Annotated in this window: 21 protein-coding genes; 17 read left to right on the top strand and 4 right to left on the bottom strand. The window is 44.3% G+C overall.

Features of this window, described 5'->3' with window-relative positions:
• Positions 1-20 precede the first annotated feature (20 nt).
• Positions 21-1,565, top strand: a complete 1,545-nt coding sequence (locus G3W54_RS15740; protein ID WP_162654219.1) for a TolC family protein — start codon at positions 21-23, stop codon at positions 1,563-1,565.
• Here G3W54_RS15740 and G3W54_RS15735 read toward each other — a convergent pair.
• Positions 1,553-2,233 carry a haloacid dehalogenase type II gene (locus G3W54_RS15735; RefSeq protein WP_162654218.1) on the bottom strand — a complete coding sequence of 227 codons (681 nt, stop codon included), beginning with the start codon at positions 2,231-2,233 and terminating at the stop codon, positions 1,553-1,555. The two genes, G3W54_RS15740 and G3W54_RS15735, sit on opposite strands and share 13 nt — an antisense overlap.
• A gap of 168 nt (positions 2,234-2,401) precedes the next feature.
• On the opposite strand from G3W54_RS15735, the gene G3W54_RS15730 reads away from it, so the two are divergent.
• From G3W54_RS15730 to G3W54_RS15720, 3 genes are read left to right on the top strand one after another with little or no spacing between them, the layout of a single operon-like run.
• The gene (locus tag G3W54_RS15730; RefSeq protein ID WP_162654217.1) at positions 2,402-3,523 is read left to right on the top strand and encodes a Gfo/Idh/MocA family oxidoreductase; all 1,122 of its coding nucleotides are present in this window, start codon (positions 2,402-2,404) and stop codon (positions 3,521-3,523) included.
• Positions 3,524-3,542: 19 nt separating this feature from the next.
• Positions 3,543-4,445: a TIM barrel protein gene (locus tag G3W54_RS15725; protein ID WP_162654216.1), complete on the top strand. Its 903-nt coding sequence runs from the start codon at positions 3,543-3,545 to the stop codon at positions 4,443-4,445.
• A 1-nt stretch (position 4,446) separates the two neighbouring features.
• A complete protein-coding gene (locus tag G3W54_RS15720) occupies positions 4,447-5,604 on the top strand; it encodes a Gfo/Idh/MocA family oxidoreductase (protein ID WP_162654215.1) in 1,158 nt (385 codons plus the stop codon).
• Between the two features lie 21 nt (positions 5,605-5,625).
• Here G3W54_RS15720 and G3W54_RS15715 read toward each other — a convergent pair whose 3' ends face one another.
• Positions 5,626-6,624 carry a LacI family DNA-binding transcriptional regulator gene (locus G3W54_RS15715; protein ID WP_162654214.1) on the bottom strand — a complete coding sequence of 333 codons (999 nt, stop codon included), beginning with the start codon at positions 6,622-6,624 and terminating at the stop codon, positions 5,626-5,628.
• Between the two features lie 182 nt (positions 6,625-6,806).
• On the opposite strand from G3W54_RS15715, the gene G3W54_RS15710 reads away from it, so the two are divergent.
• Positions 6,807-7,244 (top strand): hypothetical protein, encoded by a 438-nt coding sequence (locus G3W54_RS15710; protein WP_162654213.1) that lies wholly within the window; start codon positions 6,807-6,809, stop codon positions 7,242-7,244.
• A gap of 12 nt (positions 7,245-7,256) precedes the next feature.
• Here G3W54_RS15710 and G3W54_RS15705 read toward each other — a convergent pair whose 3' ends face one another.
• Both G3W54_RS15705 and G3W54_RS15700 read right to left on the bottom strand, forming a co-directional pair.
• Positions 7,257-8,354 carry a quinone-dependent dihydroorotate dehydrogenase gene (locus G3W54_RS15705; protein WP_162654212.1) on the bottom strand — a complete coding sequence of 366 codons (1,098 nt, stop codon included), beginning with the start codon at positions 8,352-8,354 and terminating at the stop codon, positions 7,257-7,259.
• Positions 8,355-8,356: 2 nt separating this feature from the next.
• Complete coding sequence (locus G3W54_RS15700) at positions 8,357-8,698, bottom strand: DUF952 domain-containing protein (protein WP_162654211.1); 342 nt, start codon at positions 8,696-8,698, stop codon at positions 8,357-8,359.
• Positions 8,699-8,862: 164 nt separating this feature from the next.
• Between G3W54_RS15700 and mscL the strand changes: the two genes are divergently transcribed.
• The 12 genes from mscL (at position 8,863) to G3W54_RS15640 (ending at position 19,175) form a co-directional block, all read left to right on the top strand.
• Positions 8,863-9,276, top strand: coding sequence for a large conductance mechanosensitive channel protein MscL (mscL, locus tag G3W54_RS15695; RefSeq protein ID WP_162654210.1), 414 nt, complete (start codon positions 8,863-8,865; stop codon positions 9,274-9,276).
• Positions 9,277-9,417: 141 nt separating this feature from the next.
• On the top strand, positions 9,418-10,320 hold the full coding sequence (locus G3W54_RS15690) for a DMT family transporter (protein ID WP_197742879.1): 903 nt from the start codon (positions 9,418-9,420) through the stop codon (positions 10,318-10,320).
• 134 nt (positions 10,321-10,454) lie between these two features.
• Positions 10,455-12,029 carry a SulP family inorganic anion transporter gene (locus tag G3W54_RS15685; RefSeq protein WP_162654459.1) on the top strand — a complete coding sequence of 525 codons (1,575 nt, stop codon included), beginning with the start codon at positions 10,455-10,457 and terminating at the stop codon, positions 12,027-12,029.
• Positions 12,030-12,601: 572 nt separating this feature from the next.
• A complete protein-coding gene (locus tag G3W54_RS15680; RefSeq protein WP_162654209.1) occupies positions 12,602-12,841 on the top strand; it encodes a hypothetical protein in 240 nt (79 codons plus the stop codon).
• The gene (locus G3W54_RS15675; RefSeq protein WP_162654208.1) at positions 12,834-13,124 is read left to right on the top strand and encodes an STAS domain-containing protein; all 291 of its coding nucleotides are present in this window, start codon (positions 12,834-12,836) and stop codon (positions 13,122-13,124) included. The genes G3W54_RS15680 and G3W54_RS15675 overlap by 8 nt, the downstream gene beginning before the upstream one ends.
• Entirely contained in the window at positions 13,124-13,489 is a 366-nt protein-coding gene (locus G3W54_RS15670; RefSeq protein ID WP_162654207.1) for a response regulator, read from the top strand. The genes G3W54_RS15675 and G3W54_RS15670 overlap by 1 nt, the downstream gene beginning before the upstream one ends.
• A 40-nt stretch (positions 13,490-13,529) precedes the next feature.
• Positions 13,530-15,839: a chemotaxis protein CheA gene (locus G3W54_RS15665; protein ID WP_162654206.1), complete on the top strand. Its 2,310-nt coding sequence runs from the start codon at positions 13,530-13,532 to the stop codon at positions 15,837-15,839.
• A 64-nt stretch (positions 15,840-15,903) separates the two neighbouring features.
• Positions 15,904-16,728 (top strand): protein-glutamate O-methyltransferase, encoded by an 825-nt coding sequence (locus tag G3W54_RS15660; protein WP_162654458.1) that lies wholly within the window; start codon positions 15,904-15,906, stop codon positions 16,726-16,728.
• Positions 16,729-16,733: 5 nt separating this feature from the next.
• Positions 16,734-17,795 (top strand): chemotaxis response regulator protein-glutamate methylesterase, encoded by a 1,062-nt coding sequence (locus G3W54_RS15655; RefSeq protein ID WP_162654205.1) that lies wholly within the window; start codon positions 16,734-16,736, stop codon positions 17,793-17,795.
• Positions 17,795-18,181: a response regulator gene (locus G3W54_RS15650; RefSeq protein WP_162654204.1), complete on the top strand. Its 387-nt coding sequence runs from the start codon at positions 17,795-17,797 to the stop codon at positions 18,179-18,181. Before G3W54_RS15655 ends, G3W54_RS15650 begins: the two co-directional genes overlap by 1 nt.
• A 2-nt stretch (positions 18,182-18,183) precedes the next feature.
• Positions 18,184-18,738, top strand: a complete 555-nt coding sequence (locus G3W54_RS15645) for a chemotaxis protein CheD (RefSeq protein WP_162654203.1) — start codon at positions 18,184-18,186, stop codon at positions 18,736-18,738.
• Between the two features lie 44 nt (positions 18,739-18,782).
• Positions 18,783-19,175 carry a hypothetical protein gene (locus tag G3W54_RS15640; protein ID WP_162654202.1) on the top strand — a complete coding sequence of 131 codons (393 nt, stop codon included), beginning with the start codon at positions 18,783-18,785 and terminating at the stop codon, positions 19,173-19,175.
• The last annotated feature ends 41 nt before the right edge of the window (positions 19,176-19,216 follow it).

Here is a 19,216-nt window from a genome sequence, read left to right as displayed (position 1 = left end):
TGCTTTAAGGGGAGGTAAACATGCGCCAGCATAATTTACGCGTGGCACTCACTTTGGCCTTGTTTTTTTCTTCATCAGTATTCGTGGACGCTGACCCCGATGCAAGTGCCACTGTACCTCAGGCTACACAGATGAAGAAGCCGTCAGAAGGGCTAAGGGGTATTCTTAATATTTTTAAACCAACTCGGTCTGAAACGAGAGGAAGTTTTAAACCTTACAAACCAAACAAGTCGGACAAGTTTCTCCCAACTAAAGAAGTTGTCGGTTCGATTGCTACGCTTACAAGTTCCAATGAATTTGGCAAGACTGCAGAAAAAAGCGGTTTGATCGGCTTAGAAATGCGAGGTTTGATAACCAATGCGATTGCTTCTAGCGATGCCATTGACGTATCCAAGAGTGAAGTTAAGATCGCGCAGATTAGAATTTGGAAAGAACTTGCAAGCTATACACCTGTGATTAGTATGTCAGTTGATGTATCACGTGCAGGATTGCGTTTGGGTACTATTCCACATGGGCAAGAAACATCCGAGTTGAAATTCTCACTTAATCTTCCCATTTTCACGAGTGGAAGGCGTCATTTTGCCCTCAAAGCAGCTAAAAGCAATCGTAAAGCAGCTTTGGGGCGTGCAAAAGCTGTTCGCAATCAAGTTGCGAGTCAGGTTATATCCGCATTGCTTCAATTTAATCAGGCCCAACAAACCGTTGCATTGTTGGGCGAGAATGTGGGCAGTTTAAAGAGGCTTCTGACTGCGGTAAGGAACCGCGAGAAACAGGGGTTTGCGAGTGCAGCTGATATTGCATATGTACAAGCTAATTTAGCTAGTTTGCGTCGCCAGCGCGAAGGCAGCATCAGCACTCGAAATCAAATCAAGGCACAATTAGAGAGTCTAATTGGTGCCCCTGTTGATAAAACACCAAAACTACCTGCTCTCAAGAAACTAATTCAATCCACGGAGAATGAGCTTGTCGCGCAGGCTATCATATCTGACCCAACATTAATGGCTGCCAAACATACTGCAACTGCTCAACGTTTTGCGAGCCGTTCCGCTATTGGTGGCTACCTGCCACAGGTCAGCTTGTATGGGCAGCATGATGTAGCATTGGGCACTTATACAAAATCAAAACAAACAACTGACTGGGAAGTTGGCGTACGTTTAACAATGCCTTTAGTTGATTTGGCGACAGTTGCAGATATTTCAGAAGCCAAGGAACGCGCGCAATTAGCATCGTATCAGGCATCGGATACGCGACGGAATGTGGAATTGTCAGTAAGATCTTTATCGCGGGAATACCAATCTGCAGTTAAACAAGTAGGATTAGCTAATTCGCGGGTAAACTACTTACGTAAAGTGGCAAAATCTGAAGCTGTTAAATACGAAAAAGGCGTCGGAACGCTCGATAAAGTGCTAGAGCAAAAACAGATTCTAGCGCAAGCGCGCATAGATGCTTCGGATACAAAAACATCAGCTTATTGGGCAGCATATCAATTACTCATCGCATCTGGTCGCTTTGAGGGTGGAAGCTTTGGTCTTTCAGACCGAATTTTATTGTCTCAACTAAGATAATCTAGAACGGCGTCGAGCTTTTTACCAATGGCACAAGGCTCAACGCCCAAAACTTCAACAGGCATATCTGCTCGATTGATCCATAGGGTTTGATACCCAAACCAGGTTGCGCCGCAAGCATCCCAGCAATTTGACGAGACGAACAAAATTTGTGATGTATCTAGATCAAATGCATCAGGTCCGAGTTGATAGACTTCTGGTGCGGTTTTATATTTCTTCACATGTTCAACGGTCAGAATGTGATCAAAATATCCGTCCATTCCCGCACTTTTTGTAGCTCCATCAATCATCCCCATAGTACCATTAGATAGGATGCCGAGCTTTAGTTCTAAAGATTTTAATTGATCCAATACCGCTAAGTTTTCAGGAAAAGCATTGAGGTGATCATATTGATCCATCAACCGATTTTTGTTCGTGTTAGATAGGCTTAGTTCAAGGCTAGCACAGGAAAATATCAAAGCATCTTCAGTAACTTTCCGGAAGTCTATATATTGGTTGCAAAGCGTTCTAATACGAGTGTAATCAATTTGCCGTTCGCGCCAAATTTTGGCAATTTCCTCTCCCTTGCCAGGGAAAATTTCATCGGCAAGGGTCGCAACTGAGTAGACATCAAAAAGTGTGCCATAGGCATCGAAAATGACTGCTTTTATCTTTGATTTCAAACCCATTGAGCTTTCCTAACCTGCGCATTATTGGTCAGTTGTCTGCATATTTGAATTTCACTAGAGCATAAATATTCAATTCTTGACAATAGGCTTATTGACCAGACGCCGGGACTAGTGATATGGATTTTGCAACCGCGTGCAAATCTCGTGCGGAAATGAGGAGGAAATACAGTGCCCAAAATCGGAATAGGTATTGTTGGTGGAGGATATATGGGCAAAGCACATGCTGTTGCCATGTCTTCTGTCGGCGCTATATTTGAAACAAATCTTCGCCCAAAACTTGAAATGGTGTGTGCAACATCCGCTTCATCCGCTGAGAGATACAGAAAAGCCTATGGTTTTGCTCGAGCGACAAGTGATTGGAATGAGTTGGTCAATGATCCTGCTGTGGAAGCAATAATCATTGCATCTCCCCAAAGCACGCATTTGAAAGTTGCGGAAGCAGCATTTGCGCTTGGGAAACCTGTTCTATGTGAGAAGCCGATGGGGGCGTCCCTCGCCGAAAGCCGTAAAATGGTTGAGCTTGCTGAAAGTTCCGGCGTGACCAACATGGTGGCATATAATTATATTCGCACGCCCGCATCGCAATTTGTCCGCCAGCTCTTAAAAGATGGTGTTATTGGTGATGTTACTTGGTTTAGAGGTGAGCATACTGAGGATTTTCTAGCTGACCCTGATCAACCTGCAAATTGGCGGACTAAAGGCATGGCAAACGGCAATATGGGTGATTTAGCGCCGCATATTATCAATGCCGCACTTGCACTGATGGGCCCTGTTGAAAGCCTTATGGCTGATGTTGAAACGGTATTTAAACAGCGAAAAAATGAAACAACAGGCGCGCTGGAAGATGTGACAAACGATGATCATGCGCAAATGATGGTCCGTTTTAAAAGTGGCGTGATGGGTCATATATACTCAAGTCGAGTAGCTGCTGGTCGTAAGATGGGCTACGCATATGAAATTACCGGCACAAAGGGTGCAATTCGGTTTGATCAAGAAGATCAAAATGCAGTTTGGCTATATAAGATGGACGATCCAAACGCCCATCAAGGGTTTAAAAAGATATTGACTGGACCGGAACACCCTGATTATTTGCCCTTCTGCCAAGGGCCTGGTCATGGCACCGGTTATCAAGATCAAATTATTATCGAGGCGAAAGACTTCCTCGAAGCAATCGACAAACGCGAGGCTGTCTGGCCAACATTTAAGGATGGGCTAGATGTCGCGAAAGTGGTTGCAACTGCAATTGAATCAGCTGCTGAGAAAAAGTGGCTTAATGTTGATGAATTCTAATTTATAAGAGGCTATAATTGTGACAATTCAGATTGGAAATGCACCTTGTTCATGGGGTGTGGAATTTGCTGATGATGCGCGTAATCCAACATGGCAAAGCGTTCTAAAAGATAACGCTGATGCAGGATATAAAGGTATTGAACTTGGTCCTGTTGGTTTTATGCCAGAAGACCCTAGTATTCTTGGTGATGCGCTAGCGCAAAATGAGTTATCATTGATTGGCGGCGTTATTTTCCGCCCGTTTCATGATGTGAACGCATGGGATGACGTTAAAGATGCATCTGTGCGAACTTGCCAAGCGTTGAAGGCGCATGGTGCTGAGCACCTGGTTATTATTGATTCAATTTCTCCCCGTAGAGCACCAACTGCCGGCCGCGCTGATGAAGCGGTACAAATGGGCCAGGCTGAATGGGCAGGTTTTCGTGATCGTATTGCTGAAATTGCAAAAATGGGTAGCGAAGAATATGGCCTGACCGTCGGCATTCATGCCCATGCGGGTGGGTTTTTGGATTTTGAGCCTGAGCTTGAACGATTGCTTTCAGAAGTTGATGAAAAAATTCTGAAAATTTGTTTTGATACGGGCCATCATTCTTATGCCGGGTTTGACCCTGTTGCTTTTATGGAGCGCCATATTGACCGTATCTCCTATATGCATTTCAAAGATATTGATCCAGCTGTAAAAGCTGATGTGGTCAAGAATAGAACTGATTTTTATGATGCATGTGGCCAACGTATTTTCTGTAAACTTGGTCAAGGTGATGTTGATTTTCCTGCTGTGCATAAAATATTGAGAGATAATGATTTTTCAGGTTGGTGTACAGTCGAGCAAGATATCGATCCAACCCTTGAAAATGATCCCGTGGGGGATGCAAGAGACAATCGAGCATACTTGGCGTCAATTGGTTTTAGCGAGGAAGCTTAAAATGACAAAGTTAAAATGGGGCATGATCGGTGGCGGCGAAGGCAGTCAAATTGGGCCAGCACACAGATTAGGTTCTGGTCTTGATAGTGAGTTTGAATTTACCGCCGGTGCACTTGACCACAGACCCGAAGAAGGCCGTGAGTATGGTCAACGTTTGGGCCTTGCAAGTGACCGGTCTTACGGTTCGTGGCAAGATATGCTCGCGGGCGAAAAAGGCCGTGATGACCGTGTTGATTTGGTCACTGTTGCAACACCAAACTCAACACATTATGAGATCACAAAAGCCTTTCTGAAGGCTGGTTTTAATGTGCTTTGTGAAAAGCCGATGACCATGACTGTGGAAGAAGGCGAAGATATCGTTCGCACGGCTAAAGCTGCCGGGAAAATCTGTGCAGTAAACTATGGCTACACTGGTTATTCTCTTGTGCGCCATATGAAGGCTATGATCGCTCGCGGTGATATTGGCAAGGTTCGTTTGGTCAATACAGAATTCGCGCATGGCCACCATGCCGATGCGGCTGATGCGGATAATCCACGTGTTCGTTGGCGTTATGATCCTGCACAGGCTGGCGTTTCAGCTCAGTTTGCCGATTGTGGAATTCATGCCATGCACATGGCTAGTTTCGTTACAGGTCAAGAGGTTGAAAAACTGTCCGCTGATATTGTCTCTTGCCTTCCTGTGCGCACTTTGGAGGATGACGCAATGGTCAATTTCCGTATGGATGGTGGAACCGTCGGTCGTCTTTGGACATCTTCGATAGCAATTGGTCGCCAACACGGTTTGGGAATCCAGGTATTCGGGGAAACAGGCGGATTGCGCTGGAGCCAAGAACAGCCAAATCAACTTTACTATATGCCGCTTGGCGAGCGTCTTCAGGTTATCGAGCGTGGTGAAGCAAACCTTTCTCCAGAAGCAGACAGATCAACTCGCGTAACCATTGGTCATGCGGAGGGTATGCCGTTAGCTTTTGCCAATATCTACAAGGATTTAGCTGAAGCCATCAATGCACAAAAGGAAAACCGAGATATGGACCCAGCAGCAAATCTATACCCTCGCGCTGAGGATGGTTTGCGGTCAATGGCAGCTGTTGTTGCCGTTGCTGAATCCGGCAAACAAGACGGAAAATGGCTAGATGCGCGTCCGCCGATGTTCAGATAAGAAAATGTGGAACGCTACGGTTTATGTTTTAGCTCGCAGCGTTCCACGCTCAATAATTTCACATGGGAAAATTAAAGCCTGATGAACTTGATCGGGATCAACAAGCATATTAACCATTTGCTCCAGTGAGGAGTTAATAATATCAACTACCGGCTGCCGAATGGTCGTAAGATTGATATTCTGCCAGCCAGCCATTTCCATATCGTTCAGTCCGATGAAACCGACATCATCTGGCACTTTAAAGCCGGCTTCCGTTACTGCGCTGATCGCTCCCACGGACAAAACATCATCGCCACAGAAATAGGCCTCTTGCAATTGACCTTCCAAAAGCCGTTGCATTTCTTTGCGACCAGCATCAAATGAATAGGCGCCTGCATAAGAGTGTTTGACATTGATATGAGGGTGTTTTGCAAGTTCTTCGCGAAAACCTGTCACCCGGTCTTGTGTTGAACTGGCTAGTTCTGGGCCGCCCATGAAACCAACACTCTTATAACCTCGTTCAATCAAGGCTCGTGCCGCCATCCGTCCGCATTCAATATTATCAATTCCAACTATAGTTGTTTGAGGAGATGGCGCATGACGCCCGAAAGAATGCACAACTGGAATACCCTCATCTGTGAATGCCTTTGCAAATCCCGGTGCTAAAGTGGATGATGCAACAATGACACCATCTACGGAATACTGGCGTAACAAATTAATCGAGTTTTCTGGATCACGTTCGCCTGAAAGGTTAACTAACAGTGGTCTAAGGCCTCGTTCTTGAAGCCCGCGCGAAAATAAATCAAAGACATCAAGAAAAAGTGGGTTTTGGAAATTGTCAGAAACCAGCCCAATGAGCTTAGTGCGCCGGGTTGTTAAACTGCTGGCAAGAACATTTGGTCGATAACCCAGCTCATTTGCAACATCCTCAACACGTTTTCGCATCCGCGCAGATACCGACGCACCGGGTGTAAATGCTCTAGAAACTGCTGATCTTGATACGCCTGCTTTATCTGCTACGTCTTGCGCTGTAACTGCCATATTCTGAAATCCATTATTTTCTCGAACCTATTTTACATATGAAAACGTATATTGAAACTCCCGAAACCACGGAGCTTAATAATTAACCCAAATTATCATCTATGCGACAACACGGCTTGCAAAATCTGAACGCTCTTATATAGTTAAAAAAGTGTTAAGAGTATATTGTATGTGAGTATGTTATGTCGGCAACAATTATTAGCCTTCAAGAAGTCAAGGTCAAAGCGGCAAGCGATAGTTTAGTTGCTGAAACTGACGATTTTTCTGTTAAAATTATCTCAAAAATTGATCCATTGTTTTGGGTACGTTTTCAACGCACAGATAATGGTGAGGTGATCGTAACTGATTTTAGTGCTGGTGGTCTACCGCAATACGCACTCAATCTCGCACTACGGAAAGGCTTGAAAGAGTTGTATGCGTCGCCACCGCGTAGCATTACATTTAGCAATGTAAATTCTTCAGAAAATTTGGAATTGGCTCTTTCAGGTGCTTGTGATGATGCATTGCATGCTATCCGCCAAGCTTGCGAGGGTCTTGCAATGATCAGCCGCCGAGCTATCAGATCATTTCAACTTGTCCCAGATGGTCATAAACTAAATGTGGTCGTATCGCTCGGCTAAAGGCGATATTTTCTATTTGGGGATTTCCAAATTGGAATAATACTCGGTTTTAGCACCTCTAATATCGCTGATATTGGCCAAGCTTTGCTGGTCGCAGATACGGCTTAATCCTTGACAGATCTTTGCCGCGATGCTCGGGCCTTGATATATCATTCCCGTGTATAATTGAACAAGATCAGCTCCTGCCCGGATTTTTTCTGCCGCTGAATTTGCATCACTAATGCCGCCCACGCCAATTATTGGCATATTATTACCAATCGCTTCTCGAAATTTGGCGAGTACTATATTTGATCTTGTTAAAACGGGTTTGCCAGATAATCCGCCCGTCTCATGCGCCACTGTCATGTCTTTTAGGCCGGATCGAGACAATGTTGTGTTTGAGATTATTACACCATCAATATTCTTGTCGGCGACTTCCGCGGCGATATCGTCGATGCCCTCCTGTGTCAGATCGGGCGCAACTTTTAAGAAGATCGGTACGCGTTTACCATGTATTTTTGCAAGTTCATTACGTTTGTTTATGCAACGAGATAGAAGTTCTGAAAGGCTTTCTCGCGCCTGTAAATCTCGAAGGCCTGGTGTGTTCGGCGATGAAATATTAGCCGTGAAATAGCTGGCATGTTTGTAAAATGTATCGATACCCGAGACATAATCCTGTGTTCTATCTTCACTGTCTTTGTTCGCCCCGATATTCACACCAATTATTTGCCCGTTGCCCCGTAAGTCTTCAAGTCTTTGCAGAGCAGCTTGATGTCCATCATTATTAAAGCCAAGTCGATTGATAACGGCTTCATCGGTAGGGAGGCGAAAAATTCGAGGTTTTGGGTTGCCGCTTTGAGGTTTAGGCGTAATCGTGCCCACTTCGGTAAAGCCAAAACCGAGTTTTAGAATTTCGAGAGGAACATCTGCATTTTTATCGTAGCCGGCGGCCATTCCAACTGGATTGGGGAAGCTCAGTCCTGCAACTGATTGTTCCAAGCGAGAATCAGGATGAGGTTTAAATACACAAGCAGCACCAGTTTGTAGAAACTTAATTGATAAGCCGTGGGCTTTTTCAGCATCGAGAGCAAAAAAGGCTTTCTGAGCAATAGCTTTATAAGGGTTGAACATGGTCAAATTTCAGGAAAAATGTGGTTGCCATTTACATCAAGTGGAAGTGGTTTCACCCAGGCAGCCTGGTCAGGAGAAAATGTTCCATATAGATGCGGGAATAGATCATCATTACGAGAGACTTCATATTTGAGTGCATCACCTAATATGTCTTCCTCGATTGCGATAAGTAAAAGGTCGTTTTGTCCAGCAAAGTGTTTACTTGCGGTCTCCCTTGCTTGTGCGTCAGTGGAGAAGTGAATAAATCCATCTTGAAGATCAATTGGAGCGCCGGAGAAAACACCTTCTTCCAATGCGTCCTGCCATAAAGTTTCGGGGCAAATTTTATAAACAATTTTTTTCATAATGTTGAACTAGCAGTTTGAGAGTTGCGCGAGAAGCTTGTTTTGAGCGCTTTTTCAACTTTTCACAGATAAACCAGTTATGAGAATATCCGCATTGCGATTGATAAAGACATAAAATACTGTAGTAATTTAGCTTTCATGTGATGGATATAGGGGAGAATCTCATGCTTAAAGAATTCAAGGACTTCATTGCTAAAGGCAATGTTATGGATATGGCGGTCGGTATTATTATCGGTGGCGCATTCGGCTTAATCGTTAAATCGCTTGTGGCCGATATTATTATGCCAGTTGTAAGCGCAATTTTTGGTGGGTTGGACTTTTCAAGTTACTTTATACCGTTGGGCGCAGATGTTACGGCAACTTCGCTAGACGCAGCCAGAGAGCAAGGTGCTGTTCTCGCATGGGGTAACTTTCTAACAGTTGCTGTAAACTTCGTTATTCTAGCTTGGATTATTTTTCTGATTGTAAAAGCAGTCAATAATCTGAAAAAGAAAGAAGAAGAAAAACCGGCGGAGCCTGCTGCACCTGCTGCTGATGTTGTTCTTCTTGAAGAAATACGGGACTTGCTGAAAAAATAAACTTCCAAATCTTGAGTTTTAAAACCCGATTGGCTGGGCCTGTCGGGTTTTTTGATAGGCTTTGCAATAAACGGGTGTTTTAAATTTGCAATCCAGCTATACCGTTTGTCTTTGGCATTTTAAAAGATGGGCGGTAGGTGAATGGGCTTGAAAGAATGGGGTACACTTTTGATGCTTTCCTTTTTATGGGGAGGATCATTTCTATTTATCGAAATATCTGTAGGACAGTTGCCCCCCTTAACGGTTGTCTTTCTGCGGGTGGGAATTTCCGCAATCATTCTCACAATAGTGCTGAAAGCCTCGCGTATAAAAGTTCCTATCAGTAGAAAAATATTGATTTCAATTTTCATAATGGGGCTGTTTAACATCTCAATCCCATTTTTATTGATTACGTGGGGCCAAACACAAATCACATCCGGTTTGGCATCGATTTTCAATGCGACAATGTTGATTTTTACAGTTATAGTCACGCATTTTTTTACAACAGATGAGAAGATGGATCGACATAAATTAGCTGGTGTGGTCGTTGGTTTTTCAGGTGTTGTGTTCATGATTGGTGTTGAGGAATTATTCACATTTGGCGCAAATATATTAGGTCAGTTGGCAGTTTTAGCAGCGGCGTTATTTTATGCATCTTCTACCACGTTCGGACGAAGATTTAAGACGATGGGCGTTCCGCCAATGGCAATTGCAACAGGGCAAATGATTGTTGCAAGTTTAATTCTTGCACCCTTGGTGATTATTTTCGATAAGCCATGGCTACTTACCGTGCCAGATACAAATGGCCTTATCGCAATTTTTTGCCTTGCGACTTTTTCGACAGCGCTTGCCTATTTTCTTTATTTCAAACTTCTTGAAAGTAGTGGTGCAACTAATCTCGCGCTCGTCACATTCCTTATTCCACCCATCGCAATATTTCTTGGTTGGAGCATATTGGGTGAAACCTTGAACAGGGATCAGATTATTGGAATGGGTTTCATCATCTTTGGACTGTCATTAATTGATGGACGATTGTTTAAAACGGCATCTAAAAAACATCGATAGTTGGAAAATAACGCTTATTTTAGTCAATGCTCTATGAATTTGGATAAAACCGATTTAAAAGCAGTTCAAATTCCTCCATCCAAATGAGTTATATCTTGGCTAGAACACCCCTTGCGAGCTTCGCACATCGTTTGATGTCTAATTCTAACAATGATGAAACAAGAGTTAGATTAACACCTGTTCAGATTAAAACAGAGCTTTTATCTGGTTTAACCGTTGCGCTGGCATTGGTTCCAGAAGCTGTTGCTTTTGCGTTTGTTGCAGGTGTTCATCCGCTTGTTGGTCTATATGCTGCATTTATCGTTGGATTGATAACTGCTATTTTTGGCGGTCGTCCCGGCATGATTTCTGGTGCAACGGGTGCATTGGCGGTCGTGATGGTTGCGCTTGTTGCGCAGCACGGTGTGGAATATCTGTTTGCGACTGTCGTTTTAATGGGCATTTTACAATTATTGGCAGGTGTCTTCCGTCTAGGAAAGTTTATTCGACTTGTACCTCACCCTGTTATGCTTGGTTTTGTAAACGGTTTGGCAATTGTTATTTTTCTCGCCCAGTTGACACAATTTCAGGTGCCCGGACCAGACGGTGTCAAAGTTTGGATGTCCGGTATTCCATTGCTGTTGAGTTTGGGATTGGTCGCGCTCACAATGGCTATCATTTATGGAATTCCAAAGATAACAAATATTGTTCCTGCGCCACTTGCCGGTATTGGGATTGTTGCAATCATTGTTATCGCTTTTGGTATTGATGTGCCAAGGGTTGGTGATCTTGCTTCAATCAAAGGCAGCCTGCCAGAGTTTCACATTCCGTCCGTTCCCTTTAATCTTGATACACTTAAGATCATATTTCCCTACGCGCTTATTCTAGCTGCAATTGGTTTGATCGAAAGCTTGCTAACGTTGAATCTTGTTGGCGAGATAACTAATAAACGTGGCGGTGCTTCCCAGGAATGTCTGGCGCAGGGTGCATCAAACGTTGTTACTGGTTTCTTCGGTGGTATGGGCGGTTGTGCAATGATTGGTCAATCAATGATCAATGTAAAATCTGGTGGTCGCACACGTCTTTCTGGCATATCTGCGGCATTGTTTTTGTTAGCGTTTATCTTGTTCGCATCTTCATTGATCGAACAAATTCCATTGGCCGCACTTGTTGGAGTTATGTTCATGGTGGTTATAGGGACGTTCGCTTGGCAAAGCCTACGGATTTTGCGCCGTATTCCATTAACGGATGCCATCGTTATTATTCTTGTAACTGCTGTAACGGTTTATGCTGATTTGGCCATTGCCGTGGTTGTCGGTGTCATTGTTTCTGCACTTGCCTATGCATGGACAAATGCTGTGCGGATTGAGGCTAAATCGAGTGTAACAGCAGAAGGTGCAAAGGCCTATGAAATCGAAGGGCCATTGTTTTTTGGATCAACAGTAGGTTTTATGGAATTGTTCGATCCAAAAAATGATCCTGACCTTGTCATAATTGATTTTGCGGGAAGTCGGGTCGCAGATCAATCTGCGTTGCAGGCTATCGATGCAATTGCAGGAAAGTATGAGGCAGAAGGCAAGAGCGTTCAGTTGAGACACTTGTCTCCAGATTGCCATCGGCTGCTTGAGAAGGCAGGGCAGCTTATTGTGGATTCAGAAGACGATCCAGATTATGAAATTGCAGCTAACTATCCCGTGCGCACAGGCGCATTAAGCGGCGGTGGGCACTAGAGCTTAACTTTTATTTAAGCTTACCAATTAGGCTTAATAAATCAGAAAGTTTTAGAACTTCGCTTAAACCGGAATAAGTCCAGAACAATATTTAGCGACAGCGCACCTAAGATTGCGATCGTTGTAACGACAGTACAGATAATGAGAACATTCATTGTTCTAACTCCAATATATAACTGATACGCAACAATAACTCCTGTCGTATCCTACTTAATCATTGTTGCGCCCCAAGCTTTCGTGAGCCTTTCGCAAGAATTTGTGCTGAATATGGCTAAAAATGTAAGTTTAATTGCTAGATGGCGAGAAATCATTCAAGTCCGTTAACCTTCGGGCAAGGAATTAACCATAAAAATTGTAACTGCGTTGATTTGTGTTCATGGAAGCTATTTTACCGGAACACAATTGCATGATGCTGTTTCTTCGCGCCGGCCTAGATCCGGATTTTATCAGTAGAAAAGTATATTGACCTTCTGTCATGCGTTTGCCTTGATAAGCCGCCTTTGAGTGGTTTTTGCGCCGGAAACAGATTTTATCAATTTACTTGATTGATGCGATGGGCGGAGCAGACATTTATGTCGATGATCAACAAAGTTAACATTTCCCTTGGGAGTTATGTTGCCACTTTAGCAAAATTTGCAGTGCCGTTGAGAAACTTCGCTAGATATTTAGAGAATTTCTCCGGCATGAAAATGCGTCTGGCGCTTAACGAGCTGCCTGTTCCTATTTTTCCAATGCCGACAACAGAGCCAGTCAAGGTTCGTGTGATTAATCATATGAATGAGACAAAACCGCAAAGGAATCACTATGGGTGATGAGACATCAAACATCTTGAAATTACCTGAAAACCTCGACTTGAATGCAGCAAGTAGCATGCATGAGCAGTTAATCAGTTTGAAGGGAAGTTCGGTGGAGATCGATGCTTCGGATGTTAGGAAGTCAGGCGCACAATGTATACAGGTTTTGATGGCCGCCAAGAAGACTTGGGACGTGGATGGCAATTCAATTGCAGTGGGTGCCATGTCTGAAAATTTTGAAAACACTCTGAAATTACTGGGAATATCTGGCGACGAATTGCCTTTGAAGGAGACAGCGTAATGAAAACGAAAGTACTAACAGTGGACGATTCGCGTACAATTAGGAATATGCTTCTGGTCACGTTGAATAATGCGGGCTTTGATACGGTTCAGGCCGAAGACGGTATGGAAGGTCTTGAAGTATTGGAAGAATCCAATCCCGATGTGATTGTAACGGACATTAATATGCCACGCCTCGATGGTTTTGGTTTCATTGAAGGTGTCCGCCAAAATGACCGATATCGTTCCGTACCGATTCTGGTTTTAACCACTGAAAGCGATGATGAGAAGAAAAACCGTGCACGTCAAGCTGGTGCTACGGGTTGGATTGTAAAGCCATTTGATCCTGCCAAGTTAGTATCTGCGATCGAACGCGTCACAGCCTAATCATCATAAAGTTTCAACAGCCGCATAGGACTTAATCCTCATGGATATGGAAGAAATCAAGGAAATATTTTTCCAAGAATGTGAAGAGCAACTAACAGAACTGGAAACAGGTCTGCTTGCGATGAACGATGGTGATGATGATCCGGAAACGGTCAATGCCGTTTTTAGAGCTGTTCACTCCATTAAAGGTGGCGCAGGTGCGTTTGGTCTTGATGATTTGGTCGCATTTGCTCATGTTTTTGAAACGACACTTGACTGTGTTCGCTCTAATAAATTGGAAGCGAGCGAGGGATTGATGAAAGTTATGCTTAAGTCAGCCGATGTGCTGGCTGATATAACTGCTGCATCAAGAGATGGCGATGCCATTGATCCCGCAAGATCAGCAGATTTAGTTAAAGACCTTGCCGCCTATGCAAATGGTGAAACACCTTCTGATAGTTCTGATGCTGCTGCACCTGCACCGACTGCTGAAGCTGCCCCTGTAGAGGCTGTAACTGAAGAAGCCGCGCCTGTTGTCGAAGCAGTAGCTCCAACAGATGACAGCGGATTTCAACCTGTTCCATTCTCATTTGATGACATGGATGAGGAAACAGCCGACGAAGATGAGCCTGCAAAGGGTAATACGTTCTCAATTGAATTCAAACCGAATGCTGGTTTGTATGCCAAAGGTAATGATACGGCTCTTCTTCTGCGTGACTTAGCTGCATTAGGTGAGATGAAGGTAGCCTGTAACACAGAAGATTTACCAGATCTCGAAAACATGGATCCTGAAGATTCTTATCTTACATGGACCATCTCACTAACGACAGAGAGTGATGAAGAGGCAATACGTGCTGTATTCGAATTTGCGGAATGGGATTGCAAACTCGAAGTAAAAGCAAGTGCAGCATCTGCAAATGCGGATGATGGTGCAGATATGGTTCCAGTTCCATTTGATCTTTCTATGCTTGAAGGCGATGATGAACCTGCGACTGCGCAAGAAGTAGCTGCACCAGCTCCCACTCCGGTGGCTGCCGCACCAAAACCTACTCCTGTTGCTGCACCAACGCCAGCACCTGCACCAACGCCAGTACCTGCAAAGGCAGCAGCACCGAAGGATACGGCTAAAAAACCGAAAGTAGCAGCAGCGGCTCCTCCGCAGCAAATTCGTGTAGAACTTGACCGTGTTGACCGTCTCATCAATTTGGTTGGTGAGCTTGTGATTAACCAGGCAATGTTGGCCCAAAGTGTTGGCGAAAACGAAGAAACGGTCAGTGGGTCTGGAAACAACATTAATCTTGGTCTAGATGAGTTGAACCAGCTCACACGTGAGATTCAGGATAGTGTGATGGCTATTCGAGCCCAACCTGTGAAACCTGTTTTCCAACGGATGTCACGTATCGTTCGCGAAATTGGCGATATGGTCAATAAAAATGTTCGTCTTGTTACTGAAGGTGAAAACACAGAGGTCGACAAAACTGTTATTGATAAGTTGGCTGAACCTTTAACACATATGATCCGCAACTCTGTTGATCATGGTCTTGAAGATCCGGAAACGCGAGTAGCTGCTGGTAAAGACCCGCAAGGTATTGTTAAACTTTCCGCCAAACACCGTTCTGGCCGTATTGTCATTGAGATTGAAGATGACGGCGCTGGGATTAATCGTGAACGTGTAAAAGGCAAAGCACTAGAAAATGGCCTAATAACGCCCGAAAGTAACCTCTCAGACGAGGAAATTGATAATCTGATTTTCCACCCTGGCTTCTCTACCGCGGAGACACTATCAGATATTTCTGGTCGTGGTGTTGGCATGGATGTGGTGAAGAAATCCATCCAATCACTAGGTGGACGGATATCAATTCAATCCACACCGGGTAAGGGTTCAATCTTCTCTATGAGCTTGCCACTTACACTGGCCGTCCTGGATGGGATGGTCGTATCTGTTGCAGATCAAACACTTGTTGTACCTCTGACGGCGATTGTAGAAACACTGCAGCCTGAAAAATCGGATGTTCATGGCTTCGGTGCAAAAGAGCGTTTGATTTCCATTCGTGAAACGTTCTGCCCGTTGATCGATGTTGGACAAATCCTGAATTTCCGCAGTGAACCTGCAGACCCTATTCAAGGTGTTGCGCTTCTAGTGGAATCTGAGGGCGGCGGTCAGCAGGCTCTGATGGTGGATGGTATCCAAGGACAGCGTCAAGTTGTGATCAAAAGCCTAGAATCAAATTATTCAAATGTACCTGGTATTGCGGCAGCGACAATTCTCGGTGATGGGCGCGTCGCTCTCATCTTGGATGTAGATATGATTGTCGCAGCAACAAAAGGTTTAAGTTTGAGTTACGAAGACAATAAGTCAGCAGCCGGATAGGAATTGTATAGTGAGTAGTCCGAATTCTATATTAAAAAACGGGTCTCCGACCGATGAACTCGCTATGGGAGATTCACCCCTCACGCGTCGTGATTTGGCTGAGATTGCTGATATGATTTATGCTGATGCCGGTATTTTTCTAAATGAAAGCAAGGCATCTTTGGTGTATTCACGCCTTTCAAAAAGGTTGCGTAAGATAGGGATGAGCTCGTTTAGGCAGTATTGTGAACTCGTAAGCTCAGAACGAGGTGCTGATGAACGCAGAGAAATGTTGTCGCAGTTGACGACGAATTTCACCAAATTCTACCGTGAGCGTCATCATTTTGAACATCTAGCAAAAGACGTATTGCCCGATTTGGTCAAGCGCGCACGTGCGGGCGGACGCGTTCGCATATGGTCCTCTGCATGTTCACTGGGTCATGAGCCATATTCTTTAGCTATGACTGTTCTTTCGGTTTTCCCGGATGCTGCAAAACATGATTTTAAAATTCTGGCATCAGACATTGATCCTAAAGTTGTCGCAAGTGCAAATCAGGGGATATATACACCGGAGGCGATAGAGCCCGTGGATCCGGGTATGAGGCGTGAGCATTTTACAGAGATAGGTGATGGAAAGTTCCAAGCTAATCAAAGTTTAAAAGAACTCATTTCTTTCCGCGAATTGAATTTGCTGCGCGACTGGCCATTTAGAGGCAAGTTTGATGTTATTTTTTGCCGAAATGTTGTCATTTATTTCGATGATCAAACGCAAGCAAAAATTTGGCAACGTTACGCAGAAGTTCTTCCGAAAGAAGGCTATCTTTATATCGGCCATTCAGAGCGTTTATCGGGTCCGGCTAAAAGCAAATTCGATAGTGTCGGCGTAACTGCATTCAGGTTTACGGGGTGAGCTAGATGATCAATCCAGTCAAAGTTCTAGTCGTCGATGATTCCGCAGCGATGCGTGGCCTTATTCGCAATGCGCTAAGTGCCGACCCAGAAATTGAAGTAATTGGTGAAGCAGGGGATGCGCTTCAGGCTCGCAGTGCAATTAAGGCGCTAAACCCGGATGTCATAACGCTTGATGTCGAGATGCCGAACATGAATGGCTTAGAATTTCTTGAGAAGATTATGACGCTCAGACCGATGCCAGTAATTATGGTGTCGACACTTACTCATAGAGGTGCGCAAGCAAGTCTTGATGCATTGGAACTCGGTGCATTCGATTGTATCGGTAAACCAAGTGCCGGAGATAGTTCAACATTTGATCGGATAAATGAAGTTGTAAAAGCTGCAGGACGATCAAAACTTCCTATGGTCAAAAGAACTCCTAAACCGACAACGGCTACTCGGCCAGTTGCAAGTGCAGGTTTTCAAGACTATTCGCCAGCTAGAAAAATTATCGCAATTGGTTCATCTACAGGTGGTGTCGAAGCACTCATAAATGTTATTTCTAAGTTCCCTGCAAATTGCCCTCCAACGGTCATTACGCAACATATGCCCCCAGCTTTTACAGGAAGCTTCGCGGCGAGATTGGACAGACTTTCAGCTCCAAAAGTTAAAGAAGCAGAAGATGGTGATCGCCTAGAAGTGGGGAAAGTATTACTAGCTCCTGGTGGTACGTGCCAGATGGAAGTTACCGGAAAGGTTGCTCCGTTAATTTCGCTACGGGAAGGCGATCCAGTATCTGGTCATTGTCCGTCGGTCGATGTGTTGTTCGCATCAGTAGCTAGAATTGCAAAGAAAAAAGCGGTGGGTGTTATTCTAACCGGTATGGGCCGCGATGGTGCCAACGGATTATTGGAGATGCGTAAAGCAGGTGCAAATACAGTTGGGCAAAATGAGAAATCGTGCGTTGTATATGGAATGCCGAAGGTCGCATTTGAAATTGGTGCTGTGGAATCACAGCACTCCATAGAAGATATTGCAGAACAAATATGTAAGTTAACAGCAATCAGAAGGGATAGGGTAGCCTAATGTCTATTGCGCAAAAAATTAAGGTCTTAGTTGTCGACGATCAGGTAACGAGCCGATTATTATTGTCTGAAGCACTTCAGTCACTCGGATTTAAGAATATCACAGTTGCAGCTGATGGAGCGCAAGGCCTCCAGATAATGCGAACGCAACCACATCATCTCGTGATCTCTGATTTCAACATGCCAAAGATGGATGGTCTTGGGTTCTTAGAGGGCGTTCGTAAAAATCCGGCGACACAGAGAGCTGCATTCATAATTTTAACAGCGCAAGGAGATAAAGAACTTGTGCGTAAAGCAGCGGCTCTTGGCGCAAATAATGTGCTTGCTAAGCCATTTACTATTGAGAAAATGAAGGCCGCCATTGAAGCAGTATTTGGAGCGCTTTGAGTATGAATTCAGCGGTTAAAAAGATAAATATTATACAAGGTGAGTATCAGGTAACTGATGACAACGATGTTGTTCTTTCAACTATTCTGGGTTCTTGTATAGCTGCGTGTTTACGTGACCCAATTGCAGGGGTGGGAGGTATGAACCATTTTCTACTTCCTGGTGACGGCTCGCGTAGTGAAGGTGGTGAAAGTGCACGCTATGGTGTTCACCTGATGGAGCTTTTGATCAATGGTCTCCTAAAAAAAGGCGCCAGTCGAGACCGCATTGAAGCGAAGATCATTGGTGGAGGAAAGACAATACCCGGTCTTTCCAACGTTGGTGAGAAAAACGCCATCTTTGCCAAGACATTTCTTGAGGATGAAGGAATAAGGATAGTCGGTACAAATGTTGGTGGTGACCACGGCCGGAAATTAGAATACTGGCCCGTAAGTGGTCGGGCTCGCCAGTGCATTCTAAACGGTAGTGAAGCTGAGAAAGTAGTCGCCCGGGAGCGTAAGCCAATTGTTAAGACCGCAGCGGTTGCAGCACCAAAAGATGATATCGAATTTTTCTGATTTGTTCATATTTATCAGAGTATAGTTTGTAAAAGGACGCGTAAATGTCGAATTACAGTCAAAATATAGCAGGTGATCTGCAAGAGCCTCTAACGGCGATTTTAAATCGTGTGGGAACAGAATTGCGTGACGTTGCAATTTTGATCGAACGACTGGAGCCGATGCTAGAAAACGAAGATGTCGCCAGCAATGTTGATGCAACCGAGCATATGAAGCTTTTGCAAGGTATTGATTTAGCTGTACAGAAATCACGGGGTTTAGCGGATTTTTTGGAATCGATGTCCGACGAAGTAGATGTAGAGCAGTTGGTTGATGTGACCACAGCGCTTAATCTCATAACGCTTTCTGACTTGAAACAGCGCTTGTCATCTCCAGAAAAGACTATGATCTCAGCTGATGCCTATGAGAAAGCATCCGGTGATTTAGACTTCTTCTAGAGTTTCAATTTTTTGGATAAATTGTTTACACTTACCAGAAC

Origin of the sequence: Lentilitoribacter sp. Alg239-R112, assembly GCF_900537175.1 — a bacterium.
Lineage (GTDB): Bacteria > Pseudomonadota > Alphaproteobacteria > Rhizobiales > Rhizobiaceae > Lentilitoribacter.
This window is presented reverse-complemented; position numbering and strand designations above follow the sequence as displayed.